A 14,397-nucleotide genomic window follows, 5' to 3' on the forward strand; every position below is an offset into this window, starting at 1 on the left:
CAATATGCAATTGCCTGACAAGGAATACCAGGGGAATGAAACATGGATAAAGTTTAATGACGATGACGCTTCTGCCATTCTAAAGAAAAACCCCAATAAATCCTTTGTTACAAGAATTCATTGGGGTTTTTATTAAACGTTAAATCGGAAGTGCATAACATCTCCGTCTTGAACGATGTATTCTTTACCTTCTAAGCGAACTTTTCCAGCTTCTTTCGCTGCATTCATATTACCAGCAACGACTAGGTCGTCGTAGGAAACTGTTTCGGCACGTATGAAGCCTTTTTCGAAGTCACTATGGATGACGCCGGCACATTGCGGTGCTTTCATTCCTTTACGGAAAGTCCAAGCACGTACTTCTTGTACGCCAGCTGTAAAATAAGTGGCTAAGCCAAGTAAGCTGTACGATGCTTTAATCAATTGATCTAAACCTGATTCTTCAATACCAAGCTCTTCAAGGAACATTTCTTTCTCTTCTCCTTCAAGCTCAGCAATTTCTGATTCGATTTTTGCACAAATGACAATCACTTCTGCATTATCTGCGGATGCGAATTCTTTTACTTTTTGAACGTATTCATTAGTTGAAGGATCAGCTATATCATCTTCACCAACATTTGCTACATAAAGCATTGGTTTAATCGTTAGTAAGTGTAACCCTTTAACCAATTTCATTTGTTCTTCTGTAAATTCTACTGTTCTTGCAGGTTGATCTGCTTCGAAAGCCGCTTTTAATTTTTCAAGGATTTCTAATTCAAAAACAGATTCCTTATCTTTTTGTTTCGCAAGCTTACTCACGCGTACAATGCGTTTTTCAACGGACTCTAAGTCAGCTAAAATCAGTTCCAAATTGATTGTTTCAATATCATCAATGGGATTCACTTTTCCTGATACGTGGGTAATATTATCGTCAGCAAAACAACGAACCACTTGGCAAATCGCGTCTACTTCACGGATATGTGATAGAAACTTATTCCCAAGTCCTTCACCTTTACTTGCCCCTTTAACAATCCCAGCAATATCTGTAAATTCAAAAGCAGTAGGTACCGTTTTCTTTGGTTGAACAAGTTCGGTTAACTTCGCTAATCTTTCATCCGGTACTTCAACAATACCGACATTAGGATCTATCGTACAAAACGGGTAGTTTGCTGATTCAGCACCCGCTTGCGTTATTGCATTAAATAAGGTGGATTTACCAACATTCGGCAAACCGACAATTCCAGCTGTTAATGCCATTTAGGTCACTCCTAATCATTTAATCTATCTAAGAAAAATTATTAATCGATTTTTATACAAGCCTTTAACAATTATAGAGATTTGTATAAAAATAAGCAAGTTCACTAAGCTTTCGCAAAAAAATGGTAAAGACCATCCTTTACCATTGATTACGCCAATACTTTTTTTAGTTTTCTTGTAAATTCTCTTCTGGGAATCATTACACTATGACCGCAACCTTCACATTTAATGCGAATATCAGCGCCCATACGTATAATCTTCCATCGATTTGCTCCACATGGGTGAGCCTTTTTCATCTCAACAATATTATTAAGATCAAATTGTTTTTCTTCCAATTTCATCACCCTTTTCTTCACTTCTATATCCCTATTATACCTTGTCCTACGAATATATTTCCAATAAACATCAGAGGAAAATATATTTCGTGCCCTAATCACGTATAGAATGAGTGAATATTCCGTATACTATTACTACTATTCAATTCAATCGCTAAAAAAGAAAGTAAAGCGCTCTTTTCTATAGAGTGACATTGAAGGAGTGACGCTTGATGAATTTATATCCACGTATATTTGATAAGAAACCTAAATTGACCTCTCGGATTCCACACGATGAACAAAGTGCTACTAATAAACTTGCCCATGAAATCAAGCAGTTTCTCCCGAGTAATATACAAGAAAGACCGTTTGTCCTTATTTGTATCGGTACGGACCGCTCTACCGGTGATTCGCTCGGTCCTTTAGTGGGAACCTTATTACAAGAACGATCCATTCCTAACCTCCATGTATTTGGCACATTGGAAGACCCTATTCATGCTGTGAATTTATCTGAAAAACTGTCATATATTCAAGAACAATTTCCTAATGCTTTTATTATTGGCATAGATGCTTGCTTAGGGCGTGTGAAAAGTGTGGGGATTATCCAAATTGCTGATGGTCCTGTCAAACCAGGTGCTGGAGTAAATAAGGATTTACCTGAAGTTGGTGATATACATATTGCTGGTATCGTCAATGTGAGTGGGTTTATGGAGTTTATGGTATTACAAAATACAAGATTGAGCTTAGTCATGAATATGGCCAAAACCATCGCCAATGGCATCCATGAAGTAACGATGATGGAAAAAGCAAAATTTATCCCTATCGACTGGGGCAAAGAACAGACTTTATAATATTGATAAATAAATCATAGAGCTACCGATACGTGACGATTTTCGTTTTCCAGACGCAAATCGCCGCGTATTTTCTTTGTGCACATTTCTTTTCCTAACAATGCTGGAATCGACAAAAAGAAAAACATATGGAACTTACTTTCGCTTTTCTCTCCGATATGTAAAACGAATGCTGGCCCGATTAGAGTGGGAATGTGATTATTCTAAGAAGATTAAGTATTCTACTGCTTTTGCCTAACAATCCTTCTACGCATTGGGACTCGAATACTTCAATCACCCTTAGTATAGAGACTTGAAACCGAAGAAAAACGAACAATCCATGCCTACTAAGGATCGTTCGTTGCCTAAATTATAAGAAGTAATAGAAAGAAACGACAAGGGCGGTGACAAATATACCAGGTAAGAGATTTGCTACTCTGATTTTCGTTAATCCCATTAAGTTCAAGCCGATGGCAAAAATCATTAAGCCGCCTGTAGCTGTCATTTCTAGAATAAAGCTGTCCATCCACGCTTGGGGAATCCATTTATCAATTTGTGTTGCAAATAATGCGATCAACCCTTGATAAATAAAGACAGGGATGGCTGAGAAAATGACACCGATACCTAAAGTGGTCGTTAAGATTAAAGCCGTGAAACCATCTATAATTGATTTTGTATATAAGACCGAATGATCTCCACGAATTCCACTATCTAATGCACCGATGACACCCATTGCCCCAATAACAAAAATTAATGTGGCTGTGACAAATCCCTGAGAAATGCTACCTTGATGATTGGATCCAATTTTATTTTCTAACAGAATACCGACTTGATTAAGTCTATCTTCTAATTTTAACCATTCTCCAAGCATCGCCCCAAAAACGAGACTAAGAATGACCACTAAGAAGTTTTCACTCTTAAGTCCCATCTGTAAACCTAGTACCATTACCGCCAAGCCAATTGCTTGCATCACTGTATCTTTCATTTTGTCAGGAATACGATTAAGGAACTTACCGACTATTGTACCGAAAATAATTAAAAGTGCATTGACTACCGTACCTAATAAAAACATCAGAGCTACCCAAATATACTTTCTATCTTTTCATGATGTCTATCTAGCAAACGACTAAGTGGCTAGATGGATTCTTTTTGCTGATCTAAAAGATCCAGTATTCGCTCCAAATCGTCGTTAGAAAAGAATTCGATTTCTATTTTCCCTTTCTTTTTTCCTTTTTTAATATGCACGTTTGTGCCAAATCTTTCTCTAAGCGAAGATTCATGTGATTGAATAAATACATCTTTATTTACTTTCTTCTTTGTTTCACGTGGAACTTTTTCGTTTAATTGCCCGATCCATTGTTCTAACTGCCTTACATTTAAAGAGTCTTTTAACACTTTTTCGACAACCGTATCCATAAGGGATTTTTTCTTTAACCCTAACAGTGTCCGACCGTGACCCATCGTTAATTTCCCATCAGCAATCATCTCTTGTACTTTAGCTGGCAGTGAAAGTAAGCGAATATGATTGGCAATATGCGGGCGGCTTTTCCCTAATCTCTTAGCCAATTCCTCTTGCGTAATATTCAACTTTTCTATTAATAATTGATAAGCTGCGCCTTCTTCAATTGGTGTTAAATCTTCTCTTTGAAGGTTTTCTAATATAGCTAATTCCATCATTTGTTGTTCCGATAGATCGCGAATAATAACTGGCATCGTCGCCATATTGGCCTCTCTTGCTGCCCGATATCTTCTTTCACCAACAACAATTTCATAGCCTTTAATGCTTTTACGAACAATGATGGGTTGGAGGATTCCGTGTGTAAGAATCGATTGTTTTAGTTCTTCTATGCTCTCTTTTGTGAAGATTTTTCGCGGTTGATACGGATTAGGACGTATTTCCTTAAGTTTGATTTCTACAATTGTCTCTTCACTTTCTTTGTCCACATTCGTAAAGAAGGCATTGAGCCCTTTTCCTAACCCCTTAGCCATTTGTTAACACTTCCTTTGCTAAGTCTAAGTATACTTCTGCTCCGCGAGACTTTGGATCATATGTGATAATTGGCTCGCCATGACTTGGTGCTTCACTTAAGCGTACATTTCTAGGAATCACCGTGCGATACACTTTATCTTGAAAATACTTTTTCACTTCTTCTATGACTTGAATCCCTAAATTCGTTCTTGCATCCAACATTGTTAACAGAACGCCCTCAATACGCAGATCTTGATTTAAATGTTTTTGCACAAGTCTTACTGTATTCAAAAGTTGACTTAATCCTTCAAGCGCATAATATTCACATTGAACAGGAATTAATACGGCATCAGATGCTGTTAATGAATTGAGTGTTAGTAATCCTAGTGATGGAGGACAATCGATAATAATATAATCATAGTTCTCCTTCACGTCTTCTAACGCTCTTTTTAAACGGACTTCTCTTGAAATGGTTGGGACAAGTTCAATCTCCGCTCCTGCTAGTTGAATCGTAGCAGGTATAATATGCAGTTTCTCTACAATTGTTGGTTTGATGGCTTTACTTGCTTCTAAATCGTCCACTAATACATCATAAATACAATAGTCTACTTCCGCTTTCTCAATACCAATACCACTCGTGGCATTTCCTTGTGGGTCTATATCTACAAGCAACACTTTTTTGCCCATAGAAGCCAGACATGCACCTAAGTTCACTGCTGTTGTTGTTTTTCCTACGCCACCCTTTTGGTTAGCTAAAGCAATCGTTTTCCCCACCTGAACTCACCTGCTTTCTTCACATGTTTGTTTTTCTACGTATGTAATCTATTTAAAACCCTTATTAAAGACATCATTGTGTTTGTACTTTTGTCACTTTTTCAAAGCACGAATCTATTTTATCATGAACGTGAGGGGAAGAATAATTATTTTAAGAAAAATAAGAAAATCTTCCAGAGGCTATTTTCAGGATAAAAAAAGAGCCATATCTCGCAAAAGGTGATTTGAGATTGGCTTAGTCATTTATTTTTTCTTTTTTGGAATTTTGATGGTTATTTGATAGAATTCATCAAATTCTTCCTCTTGTGAATCTAAGTTTATGCCACTATCAGAGACCATTGAAAGCGATTGGCGAATAGTGTTGACAGCAATACGCATATCTTTACTGAAAGCTTTTCTTCTTGGTTTTGCCTTTGGTTGATCTTTTTCTAAAAGCTTTACCACTCGGTCTTCTGTTTGCTTTACATTGAGATGTTTTTCAACGACTTCAGCTAATAAACTCACTTGCTTCTCGTGGCTTTTTAATGGAATTAATGCCCTTGCATGTCGTTCCGTGATTTCTTTTCTTAAAAGGGACTCTTGTACTTCTTCTGGTAATTTTAACAACCTTAATTTATTGGCTACTGTTGATTGCCCTTTTCCTAGACGTTGTGCCAATGCTTCTTGTGTTAAGTTATGTAACTCTAGTAGCTTTCCGTAAGCAACCGCTTCTTCAATAGGCGAAAGCTCTTCACGCTGCAAATTTTCAATAAGCGCAATTGAGGCCGTTTCTGTATCACTCATATTCTTGACAATGGCGGGAACTTCTTCCCAACCCAATTTATTCATTGCACGCCAGCGACGCTCACCTGCAATAATTTCAAATTGATTGTCACCGTATTCTCTAACGACAATGGGTTGAATAATACCGTGAATATGAATTGTACGAGAAAGCTCTTCTATTTTCTCATCATCAAATATTGTCCGAGGCTGAAAACGGTTAGGAACGATTTGATCAATTGGTATCTTCTTTACCTCTTCTTGGCTTGCTAATGTATCTGCCTCTTCCATTTCCATATCTGCTTGTTCGTCTAGCTTGTCTTCATTTGTTTTTTCCTTTTCGCCTAGGCCAAAAAGGCGTGAGAAAGAATGCTTCATCACCCTGCACCACCTTTACGAAACTCCCTATAACCTATTCTCTACAAAGTAGACAAATCCTGCGATGATCTATCAATTTATAGTGATATAAAAAACCATACACGCTCAATTTCACGATTCAATCGGTGATTTATTAGGCGTTCCCGGCTTTCTTGGATATTTATTAGGGGTAGATTTTTCTTTCTTAATTACTAGAATGTTTCTTTCACTTTCTTCTTCCGGTAATGTGAAAGTGTGTGAATCTATCAGTTTACCACCAAAGGTTGTTATTGCTTTGTTTGCTTTATCTAGTTCTTGTTCAGCCCCTGCACCTTTCATAGCTAAAAAGGTACCACCGACTTTGACTAAGGGCAAGCATAATTCACTCAGTACCGACAATCTTGCTACTGCTCTTGCTGTGACAAGATCAAAGCTTTCGCGGTATTTTTTGTTTTTGCCAAATGTCTCTGCGCGATCATGTACAAACTCGACATGATCTAACCCAAGTTCTTCAGCTAAATGATTTAAAAAACCAATCCGTTTGTTTAAAGAATCTACGATTGTCACTTGGATTTGAGGAAAAGCAATTTTTAAAGGGATACTTGGAAAACCTGCTCCTGCTCCAACGTCACATACCTTTAACGGCTGATTGAAATCGTAATAAAAAGCAGCTGAGATGCTGTCATAAAAATGCTTTAAATATACTTCATCTTTTTCTGTGATGGCCGTTAAATTCATTTTTTCATTCCATTCAACAAGCGTCGAATAGTACAATTCATACTGTTCCATTTGCTGGTCGGAGAGGGAAATTCCCTTCTCCTTAAGCAAATGAACAAATTGTTCTGTATTCATGCGTTCAATCCTCTCTTATTCATTAGCGACTTTCGCAATTCTCCCTTGTTCTAAATAAACGAGTAGAATAGAAATATCTGCTGGGTTTACACCAGAAATACGAGACGCTTGTGCTAAAGATAGAGGACGCACTGATTTCAATTTTTGGCGTGCTTCAGACGCAAGCCCATTGATATCATCATAATCGATTTGATTTGGAATTTTTTTGTTTTCCATTTTTTTCAGTCTGTCTACTTGTTGTAATGATTTTTCAATATAGCCCTCATACTTAATCTGTATTTCTACTTGTTCTTTTACCTCATCATCTAACTCACTCGTTGCTTTAGCAAGTTGTTCAATATGAGCATAAGACATTTCTGGTCTTTTTAATAAATCACTTGCACGTATACCATCTTTTAATTCACTTCCACCTAGGGATTGAATTAAACCTTGAACCTCAGCATTTGGTTTTAAAATAATCTTCTTTAGACGCATTATTTCTTCTTCAATTTGCTGTTTTTTAGACAAGAATTTTTGATAACGTTCTTCACTAATCATACCCACGTTATAGCCTATTTCTGTTAAACGCAGATCGGCATTATCATGGCGTAATAATAGACGGTATTCCGCTCTAGAAGTTAACAAACGATAAGGTTCGTTCGTCCCCTTCGTTACTAAATCATCAATGAGTACCCCGATATAGCCATCCGAGCGACTTAAGATTACTTGCTCTCTACCAAGTGAATGAAGCCCTGCATTCATCCCTGCCATTAGACCTTGTCCGGCTGCTTCTTCATAACCGGATGTACCATTTATCTGGCCGGCAGTATAGAGGTTTTTCACTTTTTTCGTTTCCAATGTTGGCCATAATTGCGTCGGGACAATGGAATCATATTCAATTGCATAACCTGCTCTCATCATTTGCACATTCTCTAAACCTGGAATCGTGCGCAAAATGTCTTGTTGTACATCTTCAGGTAAACTGGTTGATAATCCTTGTACATAGACTTCTTGCGTATTTCTTCCTTCTGGCTCAAGGAAAATTTGATGTCTCGGTTTGTCATTAAAACGAACCACCTTATCCTCAATTGACGGGCAATAACGAGGACCTGTCCCTTTGATCATACCAGAATACATCGGAGAACGATGTAGGTTATTGTCGATGAGCGTATGCGTTTTTTCGTTCGTGTATGTTAACCAACAAGGCAGTTGTTCAGTAATATATTTAGTCGTTTCATATGAGAATGCTCTAGGAACATCATCACCTGGTTGTATTTCTGTTTTACTATAATCAATTGAGTGACTATTTACGCGCGGTGGCGTTCCCGTTTTAAAACGAACCATATCAAAACCTAAAGCTTCTAGATGTTCGGATAACTTGATCGATGGTTGTTGGTTATTGGGTCCACTGGAATACTTTAATTCTCCTAAGATAATTTCTCCACGAAGGAATGTACCAGTAGTAATAACAACAGATTTCGCATAGTAAGTAGCGCCTGTTTGTGTAATAATCCCTCTACATTCACCATCTTCAACAATTAAACTTTCAACCATACCTTGTAATAAGGTCAAATTCTCTTGGTTTTCTAATGTTTTTTTCATTTCATGTTGATACGTAAATTTATCTGCTTGTGCTCTTAATGCTCTTACTGCGGGGCCTTTACCTGTATTAAGCATACGCATTTGGATATAGGTCTTATCAATATTTTTCCCCATCTCGCCGCCTAATGCGTCAATTTCCCGAACGACGATTCCTTTTGCCGGTCCACCAATTGAGGGATTACATGGCATAAAGGCAACCATATCAAGATTGATTGTGACCATTAAAGTTTTTGCCCCGATTCGAGCTGAGGCAAGACCTGCTTCAACTCCTGCATGACCGGCACCGATAACAATAACGTCATATGAACCTGCTTCATAAGCCATTTCATTTTACCTCCCTTTTCTTATCTATATATCAACGGTTTTTTCTTATTTTCCAAGACAGAACTGAGAGAATAACTGGTCAATTAAACTATCTTGTACACTATCTCCAATAATCTCCCCTAGAATTTCCCATGTTCTTGTCAAATCTATTTGTACGATGTCGATTGGTGTACCAAGATCAACACCCTCTATTGCATCATTTATCGAATTTAACGCTTGGTGTAAAAGAGCAATATGTCTTGAGTTAGAGACATATGTCATGTCTTCTGCTTCAATAGAGCCAGTAAAGAATAATTCAGAAATCGCCTCTTCAAGCTCGTTAATTCCTTGTTCTTCTAAAAGAGAGGTTGTCACAAGCTTCTGATTAGCTGCGAGTTGTCTCACTTTTTCCATATCAATCTTTTGTTCTAAATCGGTTTTATTCACGATGACAATTACATCCATGCCTTCGACTGCTTTAAACAAATTGATATCTTCATCCGTAAGCTCATCCGAATAGTTCACAACGAGTAAAATAAGATCCGCTTCTTTTAATACTTGTCGTGATCTCTCTACCCCTATTCTTTCGACAATATCTTCTGTTTCGCGAATACCAGCTGTATCTACTAATTTTAACGGTACACCTCTTACATTCACATATTCTTCTATTACATCTCTTGTCGTACCTGGGATATCTGTCACGATCGCTTTATTTTCATGGACTAGACTATTTAATAACGAAGATTTACCAACATTCGGGCGTCCAACGATGACCGTTGATAAACCTTCACGTAAAATTTTCCCTTGCTGGGATGTACGTAGCAACTGCTCGATTTCCTTTTGAACGAAGCTTGCCTTCTCTAGTAGTAAATGATGTGTCATTTCCTCAACATCATCATATTCGGGATAGTCAATATTCACTTCCACATGGGCAAGTACTTCAAGAATCTCTTGTCGTAACCTTTTTATTAAATTTGACAATCTGCCTTCCATTTGTCCTAAGGCAACATTCATAGCCTTATCCGTTTTCGCTCGGATTAAATCCATCACTGCTTCCGCTTGCGATAAATCGATGCGACCATTTAAAAAAGCACGCTTTGTAAATTCACCTGGTTCAGCTAAGCGAGCACCATTTGTCAACATTAATTGCAGGACGCGATTGACAGAAACAAGTCCACCGTGACAGTTAATCTCGATCACATCTTCTTTTGTAAATGTCTTTGGACCCTTCATGGCCGAGACCATTACTTCTTCAGCAACTTGGTCTGTCTTCGGATCAATAATATGGCCATAATGAATCGTGTGGGAAGGGACTTCTTTCAAACGTTTATCTCCCACACTTTTAAATAAATGGTCCGCTATATCAAAAGCTTCAGGTCCGCTCAGCCGTACAATTGCAATTGCGCCTTCACCCATAGGAGTTGATATAGCAGCTATTGTATCAAGTTCCAAGCGGCTTCACCTCATTTCATTTTTATCTATAGTTACTTATCTTTAATCTATGAAAAAATTATTTCCCAAAAAAACAGAATATCATATGCAAACAATTATTAAAAGCGAGATCATCCTCGTCAAAAATCCCCCAATTAAAGAAAATACCTGTTATCAACAGTATAGACAAATTTTTTTCTTCTAAAAATTATCCACAGAATCCAAGTCGTATTATGCTCTATTTTAACTTATCCACATGTGAATAACAATCATTCAATGCTGAATTCATTATTTTCCTCTTTGACCATTTCTTTGATAAAAACAGCTCCGAATGTTTGCTAACCTCTTTCGTAAGTTCCGAAAATGATTCAGAAGTAAATGGGTTTTTATCCAAAAAAAAAGAGCGTCCGCTTGGACACCCATGTAGTAGGAGTTAATTTTTAACTGGTGAAATCACAATATGTCGATGAGGATCATTGCCATCCGAATACGTTTCTACTTTTTTTACATGAGATAAAGCAGAGTGGATCACTTTTCTCTCATAGGAAGGCATAGGCTCAAGTGATACCTTTTTACCGGTTTTGATTGCCTGGCTTGCCAATCTTTCAGCAAGCTGCACCAACGTATCCATCCTTCTTTGGCGATAGTTTTCTGCATCTAATATGATATTAAAATATTGATCAGAATATCTGTTGACGACAAGCTGTGTAAGATACTGCAAAGCGTTTAATGTTTGACCTCGTTTACCTATTAATAAAGCAATTTTATTACCAGATAGAATAAATTCAACATTTTTACCGTCTCTAACAGTTTCAATTTCAACCGGCGCGCCCATTTTCTCACTGACCTCTAATAAAAATTTCTCCGCTTCTGCAATCGGATCCATTTTCATCGTTGCTTTTATCACTGCAGGACGGGATCCGAATATACCAAGGATCCCTTTCCTTCCTTCATCGAGAATCTCTATTTCTACGCGATCCTCTGTTGTTTGTAATTGAGCTAAAGCCGAATGTACTGCTTCATTGACGGTTTGTCCTGTAGCAGTTATTTCTTTCACTTTTTCGCTCCTCCCGCAGGTTGTGTTTCTTTAGATTTTTTAATATCTGGACCTTTAATGAAATAAGTTTGGACAATCATAAATAAGTTACCAACTACCCAGTACAAGGAAAGTGCTGCTGGGAAATTAATCGCGAAAACAACGATCATGATTGGCATTAACCATAACATCATTTTCATTTGCGTTGCCATCATTTCATTTGCACTAAAGTCTTGTCCAGCCATCATCATCTTCTGTTGAATGAATGTTGTAATACCCGCAACAACTGGCAAGATATAATATGGATCGGCATCGCCAAGGTCAAACCATAAGAAGTTATGATTAGCAATTTCACGCGTTCTTGAAATCGCATGATAGAATCCAATAAGAATCGGCATTTGTACAAACAATGGTAAACAACCCGCCAATGGGTTTACACCATGTTTTTGCATCAATTCCATTGTTTCTTGTTGAAGCTTTTGTTGTGTCTTTTGATCTTTAGAACTATATTTTTCACGAAGCTTTTGCATCTCAGGCTGAACTGCCTGCATTGCTTTAGAACTCTTTGTTTGTTTAATCATCAATGGTAGAATTACTAGACGAATCAGAATTGTTACGACAATAATCGACAAACCATAGCTTCCGCCCATAAGACCTGCAATTTTAATAATTAGCCAAGATAGCGGATAAACGATGTATGAGTTCCAAAAGCCTTCACTCTCGGAAGTAATTGGCTCATTAAATTCCGTACACCCTGCTAAAAGTACGGTGACTAGAATTAGACCAACCAATAAAGGTATTCGCTTTTTCAACCGTTATTTCCTCCTTAATGCCTAGATAATATTGTTACAGTTTTTCTATCATCTCTTCATTTTGCTGAGAATCGAATAAACTGATTTTACTCATGGTATGTATTTTATCATCTTTTCCTCATATGTCATATGAATATGAGATGTCTTTACCAAATTTCATAAAAAAAAGCTCTTTTTAATGACATTATGACTTATTATTTCCATGTTTATGTGTTTTAACAACCCGAGAAAGCTTCAAAACATGCACTAAGCTTTTCTTAATTTCAAAAAAGCTCATTTCAGCAGTCGGCTTTCGTGCAATAATAATATAATCATAATTTGGTTTTAACTCTTGATCCAGCTCATGGAAGGCCTGTCTAATATAACGCTTGATTTGGTTCCTTTTGACAGCGTTACCAAGCTTTTTACTAACAGATAAACCTATTCTAAAATGAGACTGGTCATTTCTTTGTAAAGAATAAACAACAAATTGCCGGTTAGCAAATGACTTACCTTGTTTAAAGGCTTCTTGAAATTCTTTATTCTTCTTTACTCTAAATTCTTTCTTCATGTCATTTACACCTTCTTTTCATACATTGACCGTAACAGCCCATGTATAAATAAGTCTTATATTCTCTATTTGCGCAATCGATCAATCATGCGTTTACTCACTATTTTTTACACTATTACGTGAAAAAAGACCACTGATTTTCAGTGGCCTAAGCAGATAATACTTTTCTTCCTTTACGACGGCGGCGTGCTAGAACGTTACGTCCGTTCGAGCTGCTCATACGGCTGCGGAATCCATGAACTTTACTTCTTTTACGTTTATTTGGTTGATAAGTTCTTTTCATTATATGACACCTCCCTGAGGAATAGCTGTTAAAGACAGTCTTATTAATTATATAGATGCTACCTAAAGATTGTCAACTATCCAACGGATGATTAACCTTTACGCGCAACTTTTTAAAAAAACATCACTGTACTGAATTTTACTTTGTTTCGTCTCTAATGTCACCCTCATTTCAATAGTATTTTTTGGTTATTGGAGAAAACCATTGATGGGAAAGCCTGAATGGCGATGATAGAAGGGATTTTTACTCATACTTTTTTCTGTTTCTATTTAACCTTTTCGCACGTTTTTTGGATTTAGACTTTAGCTTTCTCGGTTTCTGAATCAAACTTCACTTCTCTCTCCATGTTTATTCATTTGCGATTTCCCCCATCAAGCAACCATATTAACCAAATGACCATAATGATCATTCGATAAATCTCATCGAAAGTTAAACTTATGTGTCATTATGTACCCATATTTCTTTTTCCACAGCCACTAGAATTTTTTTCTCATCCGTTCATTGACCATGTTCCCGTTTATAAACGAAGACTGTCTTTCATCCATTTATCCACGTATATAGAATTCAGCATATATTTTTACTTGTGGATACTTTTTTCGACAAATTTATTTTATCCACACTACATATAGACAAGTTTTTCACAAAAACACTACCTGTGGACAAATGTTATAAACAGGTTGTTTCGCTTGTGGATAAACATCGAAAAAACGTTGCACGCTCTTGTTATTTCTGTTATCATATTTGTGTTTTCACACTTAATAACTGAACGGTATATATTTTATTATCCACAGATTGTGGATATCATGTGGACAGGTTATTCAACCCCTTTGTAAAAGGTTGTCCACAGGTGGTGGATATTGTCGAAATGCCGCCTTTTTTCCTTATTATATATTTTTCCACATCTTATTTTATTCATTTTTTCTATATAAAGATTCATGTGGGCGTTTTCTGCCGTTATTTTCAAAGAAAAGGAGGGATCATCATTGGAAAATATATCTGACCTATGGCAACAGGCTTTAGCAAAAATAGAAAAGAAAATTAGTAAACCAAGCTTTGAAACCTGGATGAAATCAACTAAAGCACATACTCTTCAAGGAGACACATTAGTGATCAAAGCACCTAATGAATTTGCTCGAGATTGGCTAGAAGAGCGATATTCTCTCTTAATTTCTGAAACAATAGAAGAAGTGACTGGGGAACAACTCGAAGTTAAATTTATTATTCCGCAAAACCAGGACGAAGAAGAGCTTGAAGCCATCAGTCCGGCCAAAAAGAAGCCTGTCGAAGAGGAATCCCAAGACATTACCTTCAAT

Annotated in this window: 15 protein-coding genes; 2 read left to right on the forward strand and 13 right to left on the reverse strand. The window is 37.0% G+C overall.

The genetic code is table 11. The annotated features are described in order from the left end of the window. Positions 1 to 132 precede the first annotated feature (132 nt). Both ychF and MHH73_RS22105 read right to left on the reverse strand, forming a co-directional pair. Positions 133 to 1,233 carry a redox-regulated ATPase YchF gene (ychF, locus tag MHH73_RS22100; protein WP_341069566.1) on the reverse strand — a complete coding sequence of 367 codons (1,101 nt, stop codon included), beginning with the start codon at positions 1,231 to 1,233 and terminating at the stop codon, positions 133 to 135. Between the two features lie 149 nt (positions 1,234 to 1,382). Then, on the reverse strand, positions 1,383 to 1,574 hold the full coding sequence (locus MHH73_RS22105; protein ID WP_180317033.1) for a DUF951 domain-containing protein: 192 nt from the start codon (positions 1,572 to 1,574) through the stop codon (positions 1,383 to 1,385). Between the two features lie 206 nt (positions 1,575 to 1,780). Between MHH73_RS22105 and yyaC the strand changes: the two genes are divergently transcribed. Then, entirely contained in the window at positions 1,781 to 2,398 is a 618-nt protein-coding gene (gene yyaC / locus MHH73_RS22110; RefSeq protein ID WP_191817246.1) for a spore protease YyaC, read from the forward strand. Between the two features lie 349 nt (positions 2,399 to 2,747). Here yyaC and MHH73_RS22115 read toward each other — a convergent pair whose 3' ends face one another. The 11 genes from MHH73_RS22115 to rpmH all read right to left on the reverse strand — a co-directional run bounded on the left by MHH73_RS22115 (position 2,748) and on the right by rpmH (position 13,084). Continuing rightward, a complete protein-coding gene (locus MHH73_RS22115) occupies positions 2,748 to 3,449 on the reverse strand; it encodes a DUF554 domain-containing protein (RefSeq protein ID WP_191817245.1) in 702 nt (233 codons plus the stop codon). A 62-nt stretch (positions 3,450 to 3,511) separates the two neighbouring features. Then, positions 3,512 to 4,366 carry a ParB/RepB/Spo0J family partition protein gene (locus MHH73_RS22120; protein ID WP_341069569.1) on the reverse strand — a complete coding sequence of 285 codons (855 nt, stop codon included), beginning with the start codon at positions 4,364 to 4,366 and terminating at the stop codon, positions 3,512 to 3,514. Next, positions 4,359 to 5,120: a ParA family protein gene (locus tag MHH73_RS22125; protein WP_095371337.1), complete on the reverse strand. Its 762-nt coding sequence runs from the start codon at positions 5,118 to 5,120 to the stop codon at positions 4,359 to 4,361. Before MHH73_RS22125 ends, MHH73_RS22120 begins: the two co-directional genes overlap by 8 nt. A 243-nt stretch (positions 5,121 to 5,363) precedes the next feature. Beyond that, entirely contained in the window at positions 5,364 to 6,257 is an 894-nt protein-coding gene (noc, locus tag MHH73_RS22130) for a nucleoid occlusion protein (protein WP_191817243.1), read from the reverse strand. A 111-nt stretch (positions 6,258 to 6,368) separates the two neighbouring features. Further along, positions 6,369 to 7,088, reverse strand: coding sequence for a 16S rRNA (guanine(527)-N(7))-methyltransferase RsmG (gene rsmG / locus MHH73_RS22135; RefSeq protein ID WP_191817242.1), 720 nt, complete (start codon positions 7,086 to 7,088; stop codon positions 6,369 to 6,371). 15 nt (positions 7,089 to 7,103) lie between these two features. Then, the gene (gene mnmG / locus MHH73_RS22140) at positions 7,104 to 8,993 is read right to left on the reverse strand and encodes a tRNA uridine-5-carboxymethylaminomethyl(34) synthesis enzyme MnmG (protein WP_191817241.1); all 1,890 of its coding nucleotides are present in this window, start codon (positions 8,991 to 8,993) and stop codon (positions 7,104 to 7,106) included. Positions 8,994 to 9,038: 45 nt separating this feature from the next. Then, positions 9,039 to 10,424 (reverse strand): tRNA uridine-5-carboxymethylaminomethyl(34) synthesis GTPase MnmE, encoded by a 1,386-nt coding sequence (gene mnmE, locus MHH73_RS22145; protein ID WP_191817240.1) that lies wholly within the window; start codon positions 10,422 to 10,424, stop codon positions 9,039 to 9,041. A gap of 412 nt (positions 10,425 to 10,836) precedes the next feature. Then, on the reverse strand, positions 10,837 to 11,460 hold the full coding sequence (gene jag / locus MHH73_RS22150) for an RNA-binding cell elongation regulator Jag/EloR (RefSeq protein ID WP_341069574.1): 624 nt from the start codon (positions 11,458 to 11,460) through the stop codon (positions 10,837 to 10,839). Further along, positions 11,457 to 12,251 (reverse strand): YidC family membrane integrase SpoIIIJ, encoded by a 795-nt coding sequence (spoIIIJ, locus tag MHH73_RS22155; protein ID WP_191817238.1) that lies wholly within the window; start codon positions 12,249 to 12,251, stop codon positions 11,457 to 11,459. The genes jag and spoIIIJ overlap by 4 nt, the downstream gene beginning before the upstream one ends. A gap of 184 nt (positions 12,252 to 12,435) precedes the next feature. Next, a complete protein-coding gene (gene rnpA / locus MHH73_RS22160; RefSeq protein ID WP_191817237.1) occupies positions 12,436 to 12,801 on the reverse strand; it encodes a ribonuclease P protein component in 366 nt (121 codons plus the stop codon). Between the two features lie 148 nt (positions 12,802 to 12,949). After that, on the reverse strand, positions 12,950 to 13,084 hold the full coding sequence (gene rpmH, locus MHH73_RS22165; RefSeq protein ID WP_016201470.1) for a 50S ribosomal protein L34: 135 nt from the start codon (positions 13,082 to 13,084) through the stop codon (positions 12,950 to 12,952). A 983-nt stretch (positions 13,085 to 14,067) separates the two neighbouring features. Between rpmH and MHH73_RS22170 the strand changes: the two genes are divergently transcribed. After that, positions 14,068 to 14,397, forward strand: a 330-nt coding sequence (locus MHH73_RS22170; RefSeq protein ID WP_341069579.1) for a DnaA N-terminal domain-containing protein, incomplete at its 3' end; no start/stop codon positions are given.

Origin of the sequence: Cytobacillus sp. FSL K6-0265 (genome assembly GCF_038003465.1) — a bacterium.
Classification (GTDB): domain Bacteria; phylum Bacillota; class Bacilli; order Bacillales; family Cytobacillaceae; genus Cytobacillus; species Cytobacillus stercorigallinarum.